The organism is Pseudacidovorax intermedius (assembly GCF_003350475.1).
GTDB lineage: Bacteria > Pseudomonadota > Gammaproteobacteria > Burkholderiales > Burkholderiaceae_C > Xenophilus > Xenophilus intermedius.
The window spans coordinates 286,948-302,746 of the sequence record NZ_QQAV01000007.1; the positions used below are offsets into that span (position 1 = coordinate 286,948).

The window sequence follows — 15,799 nt, forward strand, 5'->3', positions numbered from 1 at the left end:
AAGGATCTGGAAGGAACATTGAATTCACTCGCCGCCGGCACCGACGGGGTTGGGCAGCCGCTTTTCGACGGCGTAGCGCAGCAGCGCGGCGCTGCGGAAGATGCCGTGGGCGAACTTGCCGTAGGGCAGGGTGGCGAACAGCGCCATCACCGCACCCAGGTGCAGGCACAAGGTCAGCGGCATGGCGGCGCTGCCGCGGGCCAGCCACAGCGCGAGGCCGCTGGCGCTGGTGAGGAACAGCAGCGCGATGAAGCCGCGGTCCATCGGCCGCTGGGCCGCATCGCCGTGGAGGGAATGGCGCCGCAGGTGCAGCCAGCCCAGTCCGGCGCTGCCGACCATCAGCATCACGCCGCCGACGGCACCCAGCAGCTTCGGCAGGCTGGGCAGGTCGTAGGGCGCGGGCAGGCCCAGCGCATAGTGGTACAGCGTGGCCACGGCCGTGGCCGCGAAGCACAGCAGGAAGCCGTAGAAGGTGAGGTGGTGGAAGCGCCGCCGCGCCAGGGTCGGGCCATCGTCGGCTTCGTGACAGCCCTGGCCGTGGCCACCGTCCAGGTAGCGCAATTGCGCGATGTCCGCCGCGGCCTCGGCACCGGCCGGGCCGCTCACGGCCACTGCGCCGGTCACCGGCGTCACGGCCTGCCAGAAGCGGCGCACGCCCAGCGCCAGCGCCAGCACCGCGAACAGGAACACGGGCGCGAACAGGCCCACTATCAGGTTGTGCGGAAACAGATCGTAGAAATGGCCGCCGGCCGGCACGGCCTGCCACAGCCCGCCCTTGAGCGCCACGGCCAGCGCCAGGAACAGCCCCAGTCCCCCTGCCAGCGCCACCGACAGCGTGAGGCCGTTGCGCTCGTACAGCCGGCCCAGCACGGGCGGCCAGGCGTAGTCCTGGTAGGTGCGGGCGCGCACCCGCGCCATGGCCTGCGGCACGTTGACCGCGAAGGCATGCGGTGGTGCGTACTGGCAGGCATGCAGGCAGGCGCCGCAGTTGTGGCAGAGGTTGGCCAGGTAGTGCACGTCGGCCGTCGGGAAGGCCAGCCGCCGCGTCATGGCCGGGAAGACGGCGCAGAAGCCTTCGCAGTAGCGGCAGGCATTGCAGATCTGCAGCTGCCGGGCCACCTCGTCCTCGGCGGCGGTGGAGGCCGGCACCGGCACCACCTCGCCCAGCGCCAGCTGCCGGGCCTCCTTGACCATGGCATCAAGCGCTTGCATGGGTGTCTCTTTCCTTGTCGTCGGCGATCACGTTCGCCAGGGTGCGTGGCGGCTGCTGCCGGGCGGCGCGGGCGGCGTTCTGGCCGGCGATGCGGCCGAAGGCCGTGCCGATGCTCATGCCCACGCCCGCGGTGTAGCCCTTGCCCAACACGTTGCCGGCCATCATTTCACCGGCCACGAAGAGGTTGGCGCTCGGCACGCCGCCGAAGCGCACCGCCGCGGTGTCGTCGGTGCGCAGGCCCAGGTAGGTGAAGGTCACGCCCGGCCGCACGGCATAGCCGTAGAACGGCGCCTGCACGATGGGCCGGGCCCAGTGCGTCTTGGCGGGTGTCAGGCCCTCGGTACGGCAGTCGTCCAGCACGGTGTGGTCGAAGCGGCCCCCGCGGCAGGCGGCGTTGTAGGCCTGCAGCGTGCGCATGAAGGCCTCGACCGGCAGGCCCAGCTGGGCGGCCAGCTCGGGCAGGCTGTCGGCCTTCATGCCCGGGAACACCGGCGGCATGAAGCGGCCGATGGCCTGGCTGTCGATGATCGAGTAGCCGATCTGCCCCGGCTGCATGGCCACCAGCCGGCCCCAGATGGCATAGCGCTTGGGCCAGAAGTCCTCGCCCTCGTCGTAGAAGCGCTCGCCCTGGCGGTTGACCACCACGCCCAGCGACACGCAGTCGATGCGGGTGCAGATGCCGCCGTCGTACAGCGGTGCACGGGCGTCGATGGCCACCATGTGGGCCTGGGTCGGGTCGCCGATGCGGTCGGCGCCCTGCGCGTCCAGCAGGTGACGCAGCAGCACGCCCTGGTTGTAGGCCGTGCCGCGGATCAGGAAGTTGTCTGAGGGGAATTCACCGCGCGCATTGCGGCCCCAGGCCTCGCGCAGCCAGTCGCGGTTCGATTCGAAGCCGCCCGCCGCGAGCACGCAGCTGCGGGCGGCGATGCGTTCGCCCGCTGCCGTGTGGGCGGCCACGAATCGGCCGTCCTCGATCTCCAGCTGCGCAACCGGTGCTTCGTAGCGCACCTGCACGCCCAGGGCCTCGGCGCTGCGGTAGTAGGCATTGACCAGCGCCTTGCCGCCGCCCATGAAGAAGGCGTTGGTGCGCGCCACATGCAACGCGCCCGACAGCGGCGGCTGGAAGTGCACGCCGTGCCGGCGCATCCAGGGCCGGCAGTGGCCCGAATGGCGGATGGTCAGCCGCGCCAGCGGCTCCTGCGTCTGCCCGCCGGTGACCTTGAGCAGGTCTTGCCAGAACTCCTCTTCCGGGTAGGCGTCGACCAGCACGTCCTGCGGCGCATCGTGCATGCAGCGCAGGTTGCGGGTGTGGGCTGAGTTGCCGCCGCGCCAGGCACGGGGCGCGGCCTCCAGCAGCAGCACGCTGGCGCCGGCCTCGCGCGCCATCAGCGCGGCGCACAGCGCGGCATTGCCGCCGCCGATGACGAGCACGTCGGGTTGCATCGTGGGACTGTCTCTTCCTTGGGGTGGTCTCGCCGGCCGCGAGGGCGGGCCGGACGAGGCGCACTTTAGGAAGCCGGAAGTCCGCGGTGCAGGGGGGCGCAGTCATGGGGGTATCACGCGGCGAGATGACCGCTTGCCCCGTCGCATGACGGCGTTCTCAGCGCTGGGCGCCCACCAGCGCCAGCACCCGCAGCGGGCTGCCCGAGCCACCCTCGATCTTCAGGGGCGCGGCCAGCACGATGGCGCCCTGGGGCGGCAACTGGTCGAGGTTCTTCAGGCACTGCAGGCCGTACTTGTTGGCGCCATGCATGAGCGTGTGGCAAGGGTAGGCCACCGGCCAGGCATAGGACTGACCGGCGTCGGTGTTGATGGTCTCGACGCCGAAGCCGCGCACGTTGCGCTCGCCGATCAGCCATTCGACGGCCTCCTGCGTGGGGCCGGGCGTGTGGGCGCCGTCCTCGCGCATGTTGACGAAGGCGGCGGGGTCGTCGATGCGCTTCGACCAGTCGGTGCGCAGCAGCACCCAGGCGCCGGTCGGGATGCGGCCGTGGGTCTCTTCCCAGGCGCGCAGGAAGTCCACGGTGAGCAGCCAGTCGGGGTTGTTGGCCACCGGGGCGCTGGCGTCGATCACGCAGGCCGGGCCGATGAACACGCTGGGGTCGATGGTGTCCACCGTGTTGGCCGGATGGTCCTTGCCGGTGATCCAGTGGGCGGGCGCGTCGAAGTGCGTGCCGGTGTGCTCGCCGCAGGAGAAGTTGTTCCAGTACCAGCCGGGGCCGGCCTCGTCGTACTGCGAGATGCGCTCCATCTTGAAGGCCCACACCTGGCCGAACTGGGGCGGCAGCTGCAGGGCCGGGAAGCGGGGCGACAGGGTCTGCGTCAGGTCGACGATGCGCAGGGCGCCGGTGGCGATGTCCTGGGCGAACTGGGCGAGGGAGGCGGTCATGGTCGTGGGCTCCGTGGGAAGAGTGCGAGCAGGGAAGCGATGAAGAGGGAAGGGGCTGCGGATGCAGTCGTCACAGCGCCCCGAGGGCCCGGGCCACATGCACACCCGACGCGCCGCCGAGTCCCGGCCCGGGATGGGTGGAGGCGCCGATGTGCCAGAGATGGGCGACGGGCGTCTCGTGGTTGCGCAGCCCGCGCAGGGGCCGCCAGAGGAAGTACTGGTCCAGCGCGCAGTCGCCGCCATAGGGATCGCCGCCGACCAGGTTCATGTTGAGGCGCGGCAGGTCCGCCGGCGAGAGCACGGCGCGGCCGAGGATGCTGCCGGGCAGGTTGGGCGCATGGCGGGCGATCTGCGCGATCACGCGGTCGGCATAGGCCTCGCGCAGTGCCTCCGTCCATTGGCCGCCGGGTGGCACCTCCAGTTCGCCGGCCGCATCGCCGACGGGCTCGCGCGGGCATTCGGGCAGCTGGATCCACAGGATGTGCCGGCCGTCGGGCGCGCGGCTCGGGTCCAGCGCCGTGGGCTGTGCCACGCAGATCGTGGGCGCGGCAGGCAGCAGGCCGCGCTCGGCCTCGTTGACGGCGCGGGAGATGGCGTCCGGCCCTCCGCTCAGGTGCAGGTAGCCGACCTTGTCGAGCGCGCGATCCGGCCACTGCGGCGGCTCCGAGAGGGCCAGGTGGATCTGCATGTTGCCCTTGCCGTAGCGCCACTGGCGCGCCTGGCCGGCGATCTCGGGCGGGATGTGCTCGGGCGCCAGCAGGCGGCCGTAGAGCTGCGTGGGCGTGGCGCTGACCACCACCTCGCTGGCCCGAAGTTCGCGGCCACCGGCCAGCCGCACGCCGACGGCACGGCCGCGTTCGACCAGGATGCGTTCGACGTCGCAGCCGGCCTCCAGCGTGCCGCCGGCCTCGCGGATCAGCCGCTCGAAGGCGCGCACGGTGTTGGCGTTGCCGCCCTGCACCAGCGGCATGCCGACGGCCTCCAGCGTGAGGGCGACGACCTGGGCCATGAGGGCCGACAGGGGCGCGTCCGGCCCTAGGCCGCAGTGCAGCACCCAGGGCGCGAGCAGCGCACCGACCAGGCCCGACCCGAAGCGCTGCTGCAGCCAGGGCCGGGCGGGCGTCAGGGCTTCGCCGAAGAAGCCGGCCAGGGCATGCGGGCCGTCCTTCCAGGCTGCACCGGCAAGGGTGCGGGCGGTGTTCAGCTTCCACAGCTCGTTGCCCAGCAGCGAGAAGACAAGCGGTGCGCGCTCGGCCATGCCTTCCAGCGTCTGCACGAAGGCCGCGCCGTCGCCGGCATGCAGGGCTTCCATGCGCTGGCGGTTGAGCTGGCGCGAGGTGGACAGCACCAGGTGCCGGCCATCGGGCATCAGCACGCCGGTGGGACTGTCGGTGTTGCAGTAGGCGAGGCCCGCTTCGTGCAGGGCCTTGCCGAGGGCCGCGTAGGCGGGGCCGACGAGGAAGAGCGGATGCGCGGTGGACAGCGTGTCGTGCCGGAAGCCGGGCAACGTCAGCTCATCGGTGCGGATGCAGCCGCCGAGCGTGGACTCGCGCTCCAGTACGCGCACCTTGCGGCCCTTGCGGGCGAGCAGGGCGGCACACACGAGGCCGTTGATGCCGCTGCCGATGAGCAGCACGTCGTCTGGGGCTGGGTTTGCGGGGCTTGCCATGGTTGGCATCTTTGCCTTGGCTTGCGTGCGGGGCTATCCGGTTCGGGCGGGTGGCTATCCGAATCGCGACGGAAGTTTGTGGCTCGGTCGTTGGCTCGCGTGTCGGGTCTCTCGCAGTTGCCATGAACGAGGTGTTCAGAGGGTGGCGGGCTCCATCTGTTCGGTGGCAGGTCCGGGGTGCGCGCCGGCGCCGGGCCCAGGGCGCGCGGGCTCATACGGGGTCGGTCGGCCCTGCGGGCCGACTCCGCTGCGGTGCTCGGATGGACGGGCACGCGGCATAACTCGCTACGCGCTCCGCGCTGCGCTCAGACAAACGCCGCGAGTCAGATCACGAAGCAGGCCTGTCCTTCGGCAGGCCTGCAGCCCGTCCATCCTGCGCGCCTCGCCGACCCCGAAATCGCCCGCGCGCCCTGGGCCCAGCGCCGACGCGTGGAGACGCGCGGTGGGCATCAAAAAGGCAGGGGTTGTCTGCACAACAACCGTAACGGCGCACTGGCCCCCATCCCTGCCTTCCCCCAGTGGGGGAGGAGTCCAGCGCTGACGACAAGTGAGCCTGCTTCGGCGCAGAGTGCAGGCACAGGCACAGGCACAGGGTGCGGAGTGCGGTGTGCGGTGTGCGGTGTGCGGGGTGCAGGACGTAGTGCCGGCCGATCACCCCAACGCAGGTCCTGGTGCCGGTGAGGGCGTGGCGGCGCGCCTGTGGGGTGCCGAGGAGCGCAGGGCGGACGGGCTGCGGGCCTGCCGAAGGACAGGCCCGCTTCGTGAACTGACTCGCGGCAGTTGTTTGAGCGCAGCGCGCAGCGCGTAGCGAGTTCTGCCGCGGCCCGTTTGCCCGAGCACCGCAGGGAAGTCGGCGCGCAGCGCCGACCGCCCCACTTGAAGCGCCGCCACGCCCTCACCGGCACCAGGGCCGGACCATCGCCAACGGACCACCGACCGACGAACCGACGAACCGACGACCGACGAACCGACGAGCGGCACCCGCTCAAGCTGGGACAGCAGCCCCCGCCTGCTCCGCGATGAACCGCTCGCAGGCCTGCGCATCGGTCCACCACGGAAAGAACCCCGGCGGATGGTTGAAGTTGTTGGCGATGGCATGCGCCACGCCCGGGATCTGGCCCGCCGCGCCCAGCAGGTTCAGCACATGGGGCGGCGGCGGCTCCAGCAGCGTGTTGGTCCAGCGCACCACATGCTGGGCATAGTCCCAGAAGCGCTCGAAGGTCGCGTTCATCCAGGCCGCGTCGAAAGGCGCATCGCCGCGCGCCACGATGGCGTCGTGCACCACCTTGAAGGCCTTGGTCGCATTGTTGGAGCCCTGGCCCGTGATCGGGTCGTTCACGCACACTGCGTCGCCCATGCCGAAGACCTGGCGGCCCGAGGGCAGCGTGCCCACCGGCCGGCGCACCGTCGGCACGAAGCGGCCGGCCAGCACGCCGCCGTCGTCGGTCAGGCGCACGTCGCGGCATCGCTCGGCTTCCCAGGGAAGGTAGGTGTCGAGAATCTTCAGGCTCTGCCACAGATGGTCCTCGGGCGTGCGGATGTCGCCCCAGCAGTCCATCGGGCCGCCGGGCACGCCCTCGAACACCATGATCTCGCAGGGCCCGCTGAGCGTCAGCGCCGGGAAGACGAAGTACTCGCCGACGCCCGGAATCAGGTTGAAGCACACCCGCGAGTAGGGCGTGCGCGGCGCCATGCCATGCACATAGGTCAGGGCCAGCGCGCGCATCGGCTGGGTGAACACGCTGCGCACCGGGTCGCGTTCGAACAGGCGCGTGATCTCGCCCTTGCCGGCCGACACGACCACCAGGTCGTGCGTGGCAGCCAACTCTTCCAGCTCGGCGATGCCGGCGTCCTGCAGCACGAGGTTGCCGCCGCGCTCGCGGAACAGCTCCATCCACATTGGCATCTTCAGCCGCTGGTCCACGGCCTGCGCCGGGCGGTCCAGCCGGGCGGACCAGTCGATCAGGCGCTCGCCGGGCTGCTCGGGGTGCGGCACCGTCAGGCCGATGCCTTCCACGGGCGGGCAGTCGTCCGCCCAACGATCCAGGCCGAAGTCGCGCTCGATCTGCAGCGCGTTGTCGAACATGCACTGGCTGGACATCACCTTGCCCCGGCGCAGGTCGTCCGGGCTGCGGTTGGTGAGCAGGGTGACCTGGTCGCCCCGGCCCTGCAGGGCGAGGGCCAGGGGCAGGCCGGACTGGCCCGCTCCGACGATGGCGATCTTGCGGCTCATGGATGGTTCTCCTGGCGGATGCAGACGAAGAGGAAGGAAGAGGGACGAAGAAGGGTTGGCGGTGCACCGGCGGGGCTGTCCCGACCGTGGCAGGGCCATGCTAGGAAGCGCCCCGCACCGCCGCTATCCGCTGGCCGCAGCGCCTGTCCACCCGCTGCAGGAGTTGCGGACGCGACCTGGGTGTCGTCCAATTTGCTTGACAACTAAACTAATTGAGGAGGAGACTCCATCCCAAGCCATCGCAAAGGAGCCTCTCCATGAACATCGTCTGCATCGGCGGCGGGCCGGCCGGCCTGTACTTCGCACTGCTGATGAAGAAGCACAACCCCGGTCACCAGGTGACCGTGGTCGAGCGCAACAAGCCCTACGACACCTTCGGCTGGGGCGTGGTCTTCTCGGACGCCACCATGGAGAACATGCGCGCCTGCGACCGCGAGACGGCCGACGAGATCGAGCAGGCCTTCAACCACTGGGACGACATCGAGCTGCTGTTCAAGGGCCGGCGCATCCGCTCGGGCGGCCACGGCTTCGTGGGCATCGGCCGCAAGAAGCTGCTGAACATTCTGCAGGCGCGCTGCGAGGCGCTGGGCGTCAACCTGGTGTTCGAGACCGAGGCCGACAGCGACGCCGACTATCCCGACGCCGACCTCATCATCGCTAGCGACGGCGTCAACTCGCGCATCCGCGGCAAGTACGCCGACGTCTTCAAGCCCGACATCGTGGCGCGGCCCAACCGCTTCATCTGGTTGGGCACCAACAAGGTCTACGAGGCCTTCACCTTCGACTTCCAGCGCACCGAGCACGGCTGGTTCCAGGCCCACATCTACAAGTTCGACGACACCACCTCGACCTTCATCGTCGAGACCACCGAGGACACCTGGAAGGCCCACGGCCTGGACCAGGCGGACCAGCAGCAGTCCATCGAGTTCTGCGAAGAGATCTTTGCGGGCGACCTTCAGGGCGCCAAACTGATGACCAACGCGCGGCACCTGCGCGGCTCGGCCTGGATCAACTTCCAGCGCGTGGTCTGCGAGCAGTGGTCGCTGCAGAACGAGCACGGCAGCCATGTGGTGCTGATGGGCGACGCGGTGCACACGGCGCACTTCGCCATCGGCTCCGGCACCAAGCTGGCCATCGAGGATGCCATCGAGCTGGCCCGCCTGTTCGCCGCCCAGGGCGACACCCGCGAGCACATCCCCGAGGTGCTCAAGGCCTACCAGGAGGCCCGCCGCGTGGAGACGCTGCGCATCCAGAACGCCGCCTGGAACGCCATGGAATGGTTCGAGGTCTGTGGCAAGCGCTACTGCGACCAGCTGGAGCCCGAGCAGTTCATGTACTCGATGCTCACGCGCAGCCAGCGCATCAGCCACGAGAACCTGCGCCTGCGCGACCGCGGCTGGCTCGAAGGCTACGAGCGCTGGTTCGCGCAACGCGCCGACGTGCCGGTGCCCGAGGGCAAGACCCCGCCGCCGCCCATGTTCACGCCCTACACGGTGCGCGGCGTCACCCTCAAGAACCGCATCGTGGTCTCGCCGATGGCGCAGTACTCGGCGGTGGACGGCGTGGCCGGCGACTACCACCTGGTGCACCTGGGCGCCCGCGCCATGGGCGGGGCCGGACTGGTCTTTGCCGAAATGACCTGCGTGAGCCCCGAGGGCCGCATCACCCCCGGCTGCCCCGGCCTCTACAAGCCCGAGCACACCGTCGCCTTCAAGCGCATCGCGGACTGGATCCACGCCAACACCGATGCGAAGTTCGCCATCCAGATCGGCCATGCCGGCGCCAAGGCCTCCACCCGCCTGGCCTGGGATGGCATCGACCAGCCGCTGGAGTCGGGCAACTGGCCGCTGCTGTCGGCCTCGCCGCAGCAGTACCTGGAGGGCGTGAGCCAGCTCTCGCGCGGCATGACGCACGAGGACATGGCGGAGGTGAAGGCGCAGTTCGTCGCATCCACCCGCGCCGCCGCCGAGGCCGGCGCGGACTGGCTGGAACTGCACTGCGCCCACGGCTACCTGCTGTCGAGCTTCATCTCGCCGCTGACCAACCAGCGCACCGACGAATACGGCGGCTCGCTGGAGAACCGCCTGCGCTATCCGCTGGAGGTGTTCGCCGCCGTGCGTGCGGCCTGGCCGTCGGACAAGCCGATCTCGGTCCGCATCTCGGCCCACGACTGGGTCGAGGGCGGCATCACGCCGGAAGACGCCGTCGCCATCGCCAAGGCCTTCAAGGCCGCTGGCGCGGACATGATCGACTGCTCGTCGGGCCAGGTGAGCAAGAAGGAAAAGCCGGTCTACGGCCGGATGTTCCAGACGCCCTTCGCGGACCGCATCCGCCAGGAGGCGGGCATTCCCACCATCGCCGTGGGCGCGATCAGCGAGGCCGACCATGCCAACAGCATCCTGGCCGCCGGCCGCGCCGACCTGTGCGCGGTGGCGCGTCCGCACCTGGCCAACCCGGCGTGGACGCTGACCGAGGCCGCGAAGATCGGCTACACGGCCATCGCGTGGCCCAAGCAGTACCGGTCGGCCAAGCCGCAGATGGAAGCCAATTTCGCCCGCGAGAAGGCCATGGCCGAGGCGGCGGGGGCCGCCAAGTGAGCGGCACCACGGGCCCGCGCCATGCGCTGGTGACCGGCGGCGGACGCGGCATCGGCGCCGCGATCGCGCGGCGGTTGGTGGCCGAGGGTTGGAACGTGACCGTGCTGGGCCGCAGCGCCGAGGCCGTGCAGGCGGTGGCCGCGGAAGACCCTGAGCACCTGTTCGCCGTCAGCGCCGACGTGGCCGATGCCGGGGCGGTCTCGGCCGCGCTTGCTGCAGCAGAAGGCCGCTTCGGCCCCGTCGCCGCACTCATCAACAACGCCGGCCAGGCCGAGAGCGCGCCCTTCCACAAGATGGACATGGCGCTCTGGCAGCGAATGCTGGCCGTCAACTTGACCGGCACCATGGTCTGCAGCCAGGCCGTGCTGCCGGGCATGCTGGCGGCGGGCTGGGGCCGCATCGTCAACGTGGCGAGCACGGCGGGGCAGGTGGGCTATGCCTACGTGTCGGCCTACTGCGCGGCCAAGCACGGCGTGGTGGGGCTCACCCGCTCGCTGGCGCTGGAGCTGTCCACCAAGGGCATCACCGTGAATGCCGTGTGCCCCGGCTACACCGAGACCGACATCGTGCGCCAGAGCATCGAGCGCGTGGTCGCCAAGACGGGCCGCAGCCCCGAGGCCGCACGGGCCGAGTTCGTCAAGAGCAACCCGCAGGGCCGCCTGGTGCAGCCCGACGAGGTGGCCGATGCCGTCGCCTGGCTGTGCGGCGAGGGTGCCGGCGCCGTGACCGGCCAATCCATTTCCGTGGCGGGCGGCGAGGTCATGTGACCGCGCCGTCGCCTTCCACCCCCCAACGCAGACAGCAAAGAACGGAGACCGCATGAGCGAGAGCATTCCCCGCGTGGACCTGGCCCTGGTGGCCGGCAACCAGCGCCCCCTGGCCGGCTACGAGGCCAAGCACTTCCAGTGGTCCGTCGCCGACGGCGTGGCCACCATCGTGCTGAACCGGCCCGAGCGCAAGAACCCGCTCACCTTCGACAGCTACGCCGAGCTGCGCGACCTCTTCCACCAGCTCAAGTGGGCCGACGACGTGAAAGCCGTGGTGCTCACCGGCTCCGGCGGCAACTTCTGCTCCGGCGGCGACGTGCACGAGATCATCGGCCCGCTGGTGCGGCTGAAGGCGCCCGAGCTGCTGATGTTCACCCGCATGACCGGCGAGCTGGTCAAGACCATGCGCACCTGTCCGCAACCCATCGTGGCCGCCATCGACGGCGTGTGCGCGGGTGCCGGCGCCATCCTGGCCATGGCCTCGGACCTGCGCCTGGGCACGGCCCGCAGCAAGACCGCCTTCCTGTTCAACCGCGTGGGCCTGGCCGGCTGCGACATGGGTGCCTGCGCCATGCTGCCGCGCATCGTGGGCCAGGGCCGGGCGAGCGAGCTGCTCTACACCGGCCGTGCGCTGGGCGGCGAGGAGGGCGAACGCTGGGGCTTCTTCAACCGCCTGTGCGCGCCCGAAGAGGTGCTGGCCGAAGCGCAGAAGCTGGCCGCCCAGCTGACCGAAGGCCCCAGTTTTGCCAACGGCATCACCAAGACCATGCTGCACCAGGAATGGGCCATGACCATCGAACAGGCCATCGAGGCCGAGGCCCAGGCCCAGGCGCTGTGCATGCTGACGCAGGACTTCACGCGGGCCTACGAGGCCTTCGTGGCGAAGCAGAAGCCCGTCTTCAAAGGGGACTGAGATGGCGGACCAGAGTTACCTCGACTGGCCCTTCTTCGAGCCGCGCCATCGCGCACTGGCGCAGGCCGTGGACGCCTGGGCCGCGCAGAACATCTCGCAGGACCATGGCCACGACGTGGACGCCGAATGCCGCGCGCTGGTCAAGGCCCTCGGCGCGGGCGGCTGGCTGCAGCACGCCGTCGGCGAATCGGCGCAGACGATGGACGCGCGCGCCATCTGCCTGATCCGCGAGACACTGGCCCGCCACAGCGGCCTGGCCGACTTCGCCTTCGCCATGCAGGGCCTGGGCAGTGGCGCCATCAGCCTGCACGGCACGCCCGAGCAGCGCGAGCGCTACCTGACGCGTGTGGCCCGCGGCGAGGCCATCTCGGCCTTCGCTCTGTCCGAGCCCGACGCCGGCTCCGACGTGGCCGCCATGCAGTGCAGCGCGCGGCAGGACGGCGACCATTACGTGCTCGACGGCGAGAAGACCTGGATCTCCAACGGCGGCATCGCCGACTTCTACGTGGTGTTCGCGCGCACCGGCGAGGCGCCCGGCGCCCGCGGCATCAGTGCCTTCATCGTCGAGGCCGGCAGGCCCGGCTTCGAGATCGCCGAGCGCATCGAAGTGATCGCGCCGCATCCGCTGGCCCGCCTGCGCTTCACCAACTGCCGCGTGCCCGCCCCGCAACGCGTGGGTGCGGCCGGCGAGGGCTTCAAGGTGGCGATGCGCACGCTCGACGTGTTCCGTACCTCGGTGGCCGCTGCCGCGCTGGGCTTTGCGCGCCGCGCCTTCGACGAGGCCCTGTCCCGCGCCACCACGCGCCGCATGTTCAACGGCGTGCTGGCCGACTTCCAGCTCACGCAGGCCAGGCTGGCGCAGATGGCCACGGCCATCGACAGCGCCGCGCTGCTGACCTACCGCGCCGCCTGGCGCCGCGACCGCGGCGAGCCGGTGACCAAGGACGCGGCCATGGCCAAGCTCACCGCCACCGAGAACGCGCAGCAGGTCATCGACGCGGCCGTGCAGATGTTCGGCGGCCTGGGCGTGGTCAGCGAGCAGCCGGTGGAGCGGCTCTACCGCGAGATCCGCGCCTTGCGCATCTACGAAGGCGCGACCGAGGTGCAGCAGCTCATCATCGGCCGCGAGCTGCTGCGCGAGGCCGGCGCCGCCAAGGCGGCCTGAGCGGACACGGCCGGAGACCGCCATGACCGCCAGCGCCCACGTCGACACCTTCGCTCGCGAGCACCTGCCGCCGCCCGAGCAGCAGCCGCAGTTCATCTTCGAACTGCCCGAGTTGCAGATGCCCGCGCGGCTGAACTGCGCCACCGAACTGCTGGACCGCCACGTCGCCGAAGGCCGTGGCGACCGGCCCTGCCTCCTGGCCCCCGGCCTGCGCTGGACCTATGCCGAGCTGCGGGACAAGGCCAACCGCATCGCCAACGTGCTGGTGAAGCAGATGGGCCTGGTGCCGGGCAACCGCGTGCTGCTGCGCGCGCCCAACAACCCGATGCTCGCGGCCTGCTGGTTCGCGGTGATGAAGGCCGGCGGCATCGCCGTCGCCACCATGCCGCTGCTGCGCGCCAAGGAGCTGGTGCCCATCCTGGAGATCGGCCAGGTCACGCACGCGCTGTGCGACGCCGCCCTCGCCGACGAGCTGGCGCAGGCCGCGCAGAAGGCGCCGGTGCTGCAGCACGTCCGCCACTTCCATGCGGAAGGCCCGGACAGCCTGGAGGCGCTGATGGCCGAGGCCTCGCCTGTCTTCGACAACGTGGACACGGCCGCCGACGACACCTGCCTGTTCGGCTTCACCTCGGGCACCACCGGGGTGCCCAAGGCGACCATGCACTTCCACCGCGACGTGATGGCGGTGTGCCACTGCTGGCCGCCGCACCTGCTGCGCGCCATGGCCGACGACGTGTTCATCGGCAGCCCGCCGCTGGCCTTCACCTTCGGGCTGGGCGGGCTGGTGCTCTTTCCCATGCATGTGGGCGCCTCGACCGTGCTGCTGGAGAAGGCCGGCCCGGCGCAACTGCTGCAGGGCATCCAGGACTTCGGCGCCACGGTGCTGTTCACCGCGCCCACGTCGTACCGGCTGCTCGCCGAGCAGGGCGCCGTGCTGCGCGCCACGCCGCTGCGCAAATGCGTGTCGGCCGGCGAGGCGCTGCCCGCCACCACCCGCGCACTGTGGAAGAAGGCGACCGGCATCGAGCTGATCGACGGCATCGGCTCGACCGAGATGCTGCACATCTTCATCTCGCACGACGAGGCCGGCGCACGGCCCGGCGCCACCGGCAAGCCGGTGCCCGGCTACCGCGCCCGCATCGTGGATGAGGTCGGGAACGAGCTGCCGCCAGGCACCGTCGGCCGCCTGGCCGTGCAGGGTCCCACGGGCTGCCGCTATCTGTCGGACCCGCGCCAGGCCCAGTACGTCCAGGGCGGCTGGAACCTCACCGGCGATGCGTACGTGATGGACGCCGACGGCTACTTCTTCTACCAGGCGCGCACCGACGACATGATCATCTCGGCCGGCTACAACATCGCCGCGCCCGAGGTGGAAGAGGCGCTGATGCAGCACCCGGCCGTGGCCGAATGCGCCGTCATCGGTGCGCCCGACGCTGACCGCGGCCAGATCGTGCAGGCCTTCGTGGTGCTGCGTGCCGGCCAGGGCGAAGCGGGTGAGGCCATGGTGCGCACGCTGCAGGACTTCGTGAAGGCGACCGTGGCGCCGTACAAGTACCCGCGCTCGGTGGTCTTCGTGGCGCAGCTGCCGCGCACGCAGACGGGCAAGCTGCAGCGCTTCGTGCTCAAGCAGGCGGCGCAGGCGAGCTCGATGGCGCCGACGACCGAAGCGAGCCCAGCGGCGCCTGCGCAACGGACGGGAGCCGCCTCGTGATCCGCGTCGCCACCTCTGTCGACCAGGCTGAGACCGCCGACTCACCGCCGGGCCGCTTCGCGCGCACGCAGCTCATCCGCTTCTCGCACTGCGACCCGGCCGGCATCGTGTTCTTTCCCCAGTACCTGGTGATGTTCAACCAGCTGGTGGAGGACTGGTTCAACGACGGCCTGGGCGTCAACTACGCCGGCATGATCGCCGGCCGCCACATCGGCCTGCCCATCGTGCGGCTGGAGTGCGACTTCCGCGCCATCAGCCGGCTGGGCGACACCGTCGAGCTGGGCCTGGCGGTGGAGCGCGCTGGCGGACGCTCGCTCACGCTGGCGCTCCAGTGCACCGGCACCGACGGCGAACTGCGCGTGGCCTCGCGGCAAGTGCTGGTGTTCACCAGCCTGCAGACCCACCGCGCCATCGACCTCCCGCCGGACGTGCGCGAGGCGCTGACCCGCTTCGCGCCCGATCCGGCCCACCACTGAATCCACGTTTTTCCCCGCAGGAGTCCCGCATGCAAGTTCTTCTTCCTCCCGGCTGGCCGCGCCCCAAGGGCTATGCCAACGGCGTCACCGCCCGTGGCCGCATGGTCTTCGTGGCCGGCATGATCGGCTGGGATGCGCAGGGCGTGTTCCACACCGACGACCTGGGCGAGCAGGTGCGCCAGGCGTTGCAGAACATCGTCGAGGTGCTGCGCGAAGCCGGCGCCAGCCCCGAGCACATCGTGCGCATGACCTGGTACGTGACCGACAAGCGCGAGTACGTGGCGGCCTATCCCGCCATCGGCAAGCACTTCCGCGAGCTGATCAACTGCTACAACGCCGCCATGACGGCGGTGGAAGTCTCGGCGCTGGTCGAGGACCGGGCGAAGGTGGAGATCGAGGTCACGGCGGTCGTGCCGGATTGAGCGGCAGGCTGCTCGTTCATCACTGCCGAGGCGGCCCCAGCGGGCCGCCTTGTCTTTGTGCGCCCAGCATGGGCGCCCTCTTGCGGTTGCAAGTCCTGCCGTAAGCTGATCACGACGAACGAAGTGAAGCGCAACTGCACGAGGGCGACCGAGTGTGGGGAGGAAGCGTGGAGCGAAGCTGCGAGCCGATGAACAAGAACCGGATAGAAGGCAGTGCCGAGCAGGGCGAGTGGGCAAAGAGCCA

12 protein-coding genes are annotated in these 15,799 nt (G+C 70.5%); 7 read left to right on the forward strand and 5 right to left on the reverse strand.

All coding sequences use genetic code 11. The features are described from left to right. Positions 1–24 precede the first annotated feature (24 nt). The 5 genes from tcuB to DFR41_RS18400 all read right to left on the reverse strand — a co-directional run bounded on the left by tcuB (position 25) and on the right by DFR41_RS18400 (position 7,504). Positions 25–1,212, reverse strand: a complete 1,188-nt coding sequence (gene tcuB / locus DFR41_RS18380) for a tricarballylate utilization 4Fe-4S protein TcuB (protein WP_114803787.1) — start codon at positions 1,210–1,212, stop codon at positions 25–27. After that, on the reverse strand, positions 1,199–2,656 hold the full coding sequence (gene tcuA, locus DFR41_RS18385; protein ID WP_114803788.1) for an FAD-dependent tricarballylate dehydrogenase TcuA: 1,458 nt from the start codon (positions 2,654–2,656) through the stop codon (positions 1,199–1,201). The genes tcuB and tcuA overlap by 14 nt, the downstream gene beginning before the upstream one ends. A 157-nt stretch (positions 2,657–2,813) precedes the next feature. Further along, positions 2,814–3,602 (reverse strand): cyclase family protein, encoded by a 789-nt coding sequence (locus DFR41_RS18390; RefSeq protein ID WP_114803789.1) that lies wholly within the window; start codon positions 3,600–3,602, stop codon positions 2,814–2,816. 70 nt (positions 3,603–3,672) lie between these two features. Beyond that, positions 3,673–5,271 carry a phytoene desaturase family protein gene (locus tag DFR41_RS18395; protein WP_114803790.1) on the reverse strand — a complete coding sequence of 533 codons (1,599 nt, stop codon included), beginning with the start codon at positions 5,269–5,271 and terminating at the stop codon, positions 3,673–3,675. 985 nt (positions 5,272–6,256) lie between these two features. Then, a complete protein-coding gene (locus tag DFR41_RS18400; RefSeq protein ID WP_114803791.1) occupies positions 6,257–7,504 on the reverse strand; it encodes a styrene monooxygenase/indole monooxygenase family protein in 1,248 nt (415 codons plus the stop codon). 257 nt (positions 7,505–7,761) lie between these two features. Here DFR41_RS18400 and DFR41_RS28060 point away from each other — a divergent pair, with 257 nt between their 5' ends. Genes DFR41_RS28060 through DFR41_RS18435 form a run of 7 tightly spaced genes read left to right on the forward strand, consistent with a single transcriptional unit; the run spans position 7,762 to position 15,555 of the window. After that, on the forward strand, positions 7,762–10,101 hold the full coding sequence (locus DFR41_RS28060; RefSeq protein WP_114803792.1) for a bifunctional salicylyl-CoA 5-hydroxylase/oxidoreductase: 2,340 nt from the start codon (positions 7,762–7,764) through the stop codon (positions 10,099–10,101). Next, entirely contained in the window at positions 10,098–10,868 is a 771-nt protein-coding gene (locus tag DFR41_RS28065) for an SDR family NAD(P)-dependent oxidoreductase (RefSeq protein WP_114803793.1), read from the forward strand. Before DFR41_RS28060 ends, DFR41_RS28065 begins: the two co-directional genes overlap by 4 nt. A 52-nt stretch (positions 10,869–10,920) precedes the next feature. Continuing rightward, positions 10,921–11,781 (forward strand): enoyl-CoA hydratase family protein, encoded by an 861-nt coding sequence (locus DFR41_RS18415; RefSeq protein WP_114803794.1) that lies wholly within the window; start codon positions 10,921–10,923, stop codon positions 11,779–11,781. 1 nt (position 11,782) lies between these two features. Further along, positions 11,783–12,946, forward strand: a complete 1,164-nt coding sequence (locus tag DFR41_RS18420) for an acyl-CoA dehydrogenase family protein (RefSeq protein WP_114803795.1) — start codon at positions 11,783–11,785, stop codon at positions 12,944–12,946. A 22-nt stretch (positions 12,947–12,968) separates the two neighbouring features. Beyond that, the gene (locus DFR41_RS18425; RefSeq protein ID WP_114803796.1) at positions 12,969–14,657 is read left to right on the forward strand and encodes an AMP-binding protein; all 1,689 of its coding nucleotides are present in this window, start codon (positions 12,969–12,971) and stop codon (positions 14,655–14,657) included. Beyond that, positions 14,654–15,133 (forward strand): acyl-CoA thioesterase, encoded by a 480-nt coding sequence (locus DFR41_RS18430; protein ID WP_425326709.1) that lies wholly within the window; start codon positions 14,654–14,656, stop codon positions 15,131–15,133. Before DFR41_RS18425 ends, DFR41_RS18430 begins: the two co-directional genes overlap by 4 nt. A 29-nt stretch (positions 15,134–15,162) precedes the next feature. Then, positions 15,163–15,555, forward strand: coding sequence for a RidA family protein (locus tag DFR41_RS18435; protein WP_076506228.1), 393 nt, complete (start codon positions 15,163–15,165; stop codon positions 15,553–15,555). Positions 15,556–15,799: the final 244 nt, after the last annotated feature.

Coding starts and splice junctions, on each gene's coding strand:
- tcuB (WP_114803787.1), bottom strand. CDS start 1,212: ATGCAAGCGCTTGATGCCATGGTCAAGGAGGCCCGGCAGCTGGCGCTG.
- tcuA (WP_114803788.1), bottom strand. CDS start 2,656: ATGCAACCCGACGTGCTCGTCATCGGCGGCGGCAATGCCGCGCTGTGC.
- DFR41_RS18390 (WP_114803789.1), bottom strand. CDS start 3,602: ATGACCGCCTCCCTCGCCCAGTTCGCCCAGGACATCGCCACCGGCGCC.
- DFR41_RS18395 (WP_114803790.1), bottom strand. CDS start 5,271: ATGGCAAGCCCCGCAAACCCAGCCCCAGACGACGTGCTGCTCATCGGC.
- DFR41_RS18400 (WP_114803791.1), bottom strand. CDS start 7,504: ATGAGCCGCAAGATCGCCATCGTCGGAGCGGGCCAGTCCGGCCTGCCC.
- DFR41_RS28060 (WP_114803792.1), top strand. CDS start 7,762: ATGAACATCGTCTGCATCGGCGGCGGGCCGGCCGGCCTGTACTTCGCA.
- DFR41_RS18415 (WP_114803794.1), top strand. CDS start 10,921: ATGAGCGAGAGCATTCCCCGCGTGGACCTGGCCCTGGTGGCCGGCAAC.
- DFR41_RS18420 (WP_114803795.1), top strand. CDS start 11,783: ATGGCGGACCAGAGTTACCTCGACTGGCCCTTCTTCGAGCCGCGCCAT.
- DFR41_RS18425 (WP_114803796.1), top strand. CDS start 12,969: ATGACCGCCAGCGCCCACGTCGACACCTTCGCTCGCGAGCACCTGCCG.
- DFR41_RS18435 (WP_076506228.1), top strand. CDS start 15,163: ATGCAAGTTCTTCTTCCTCCCGGCTGGCCGCGCCCCAAGGGCTATGCC.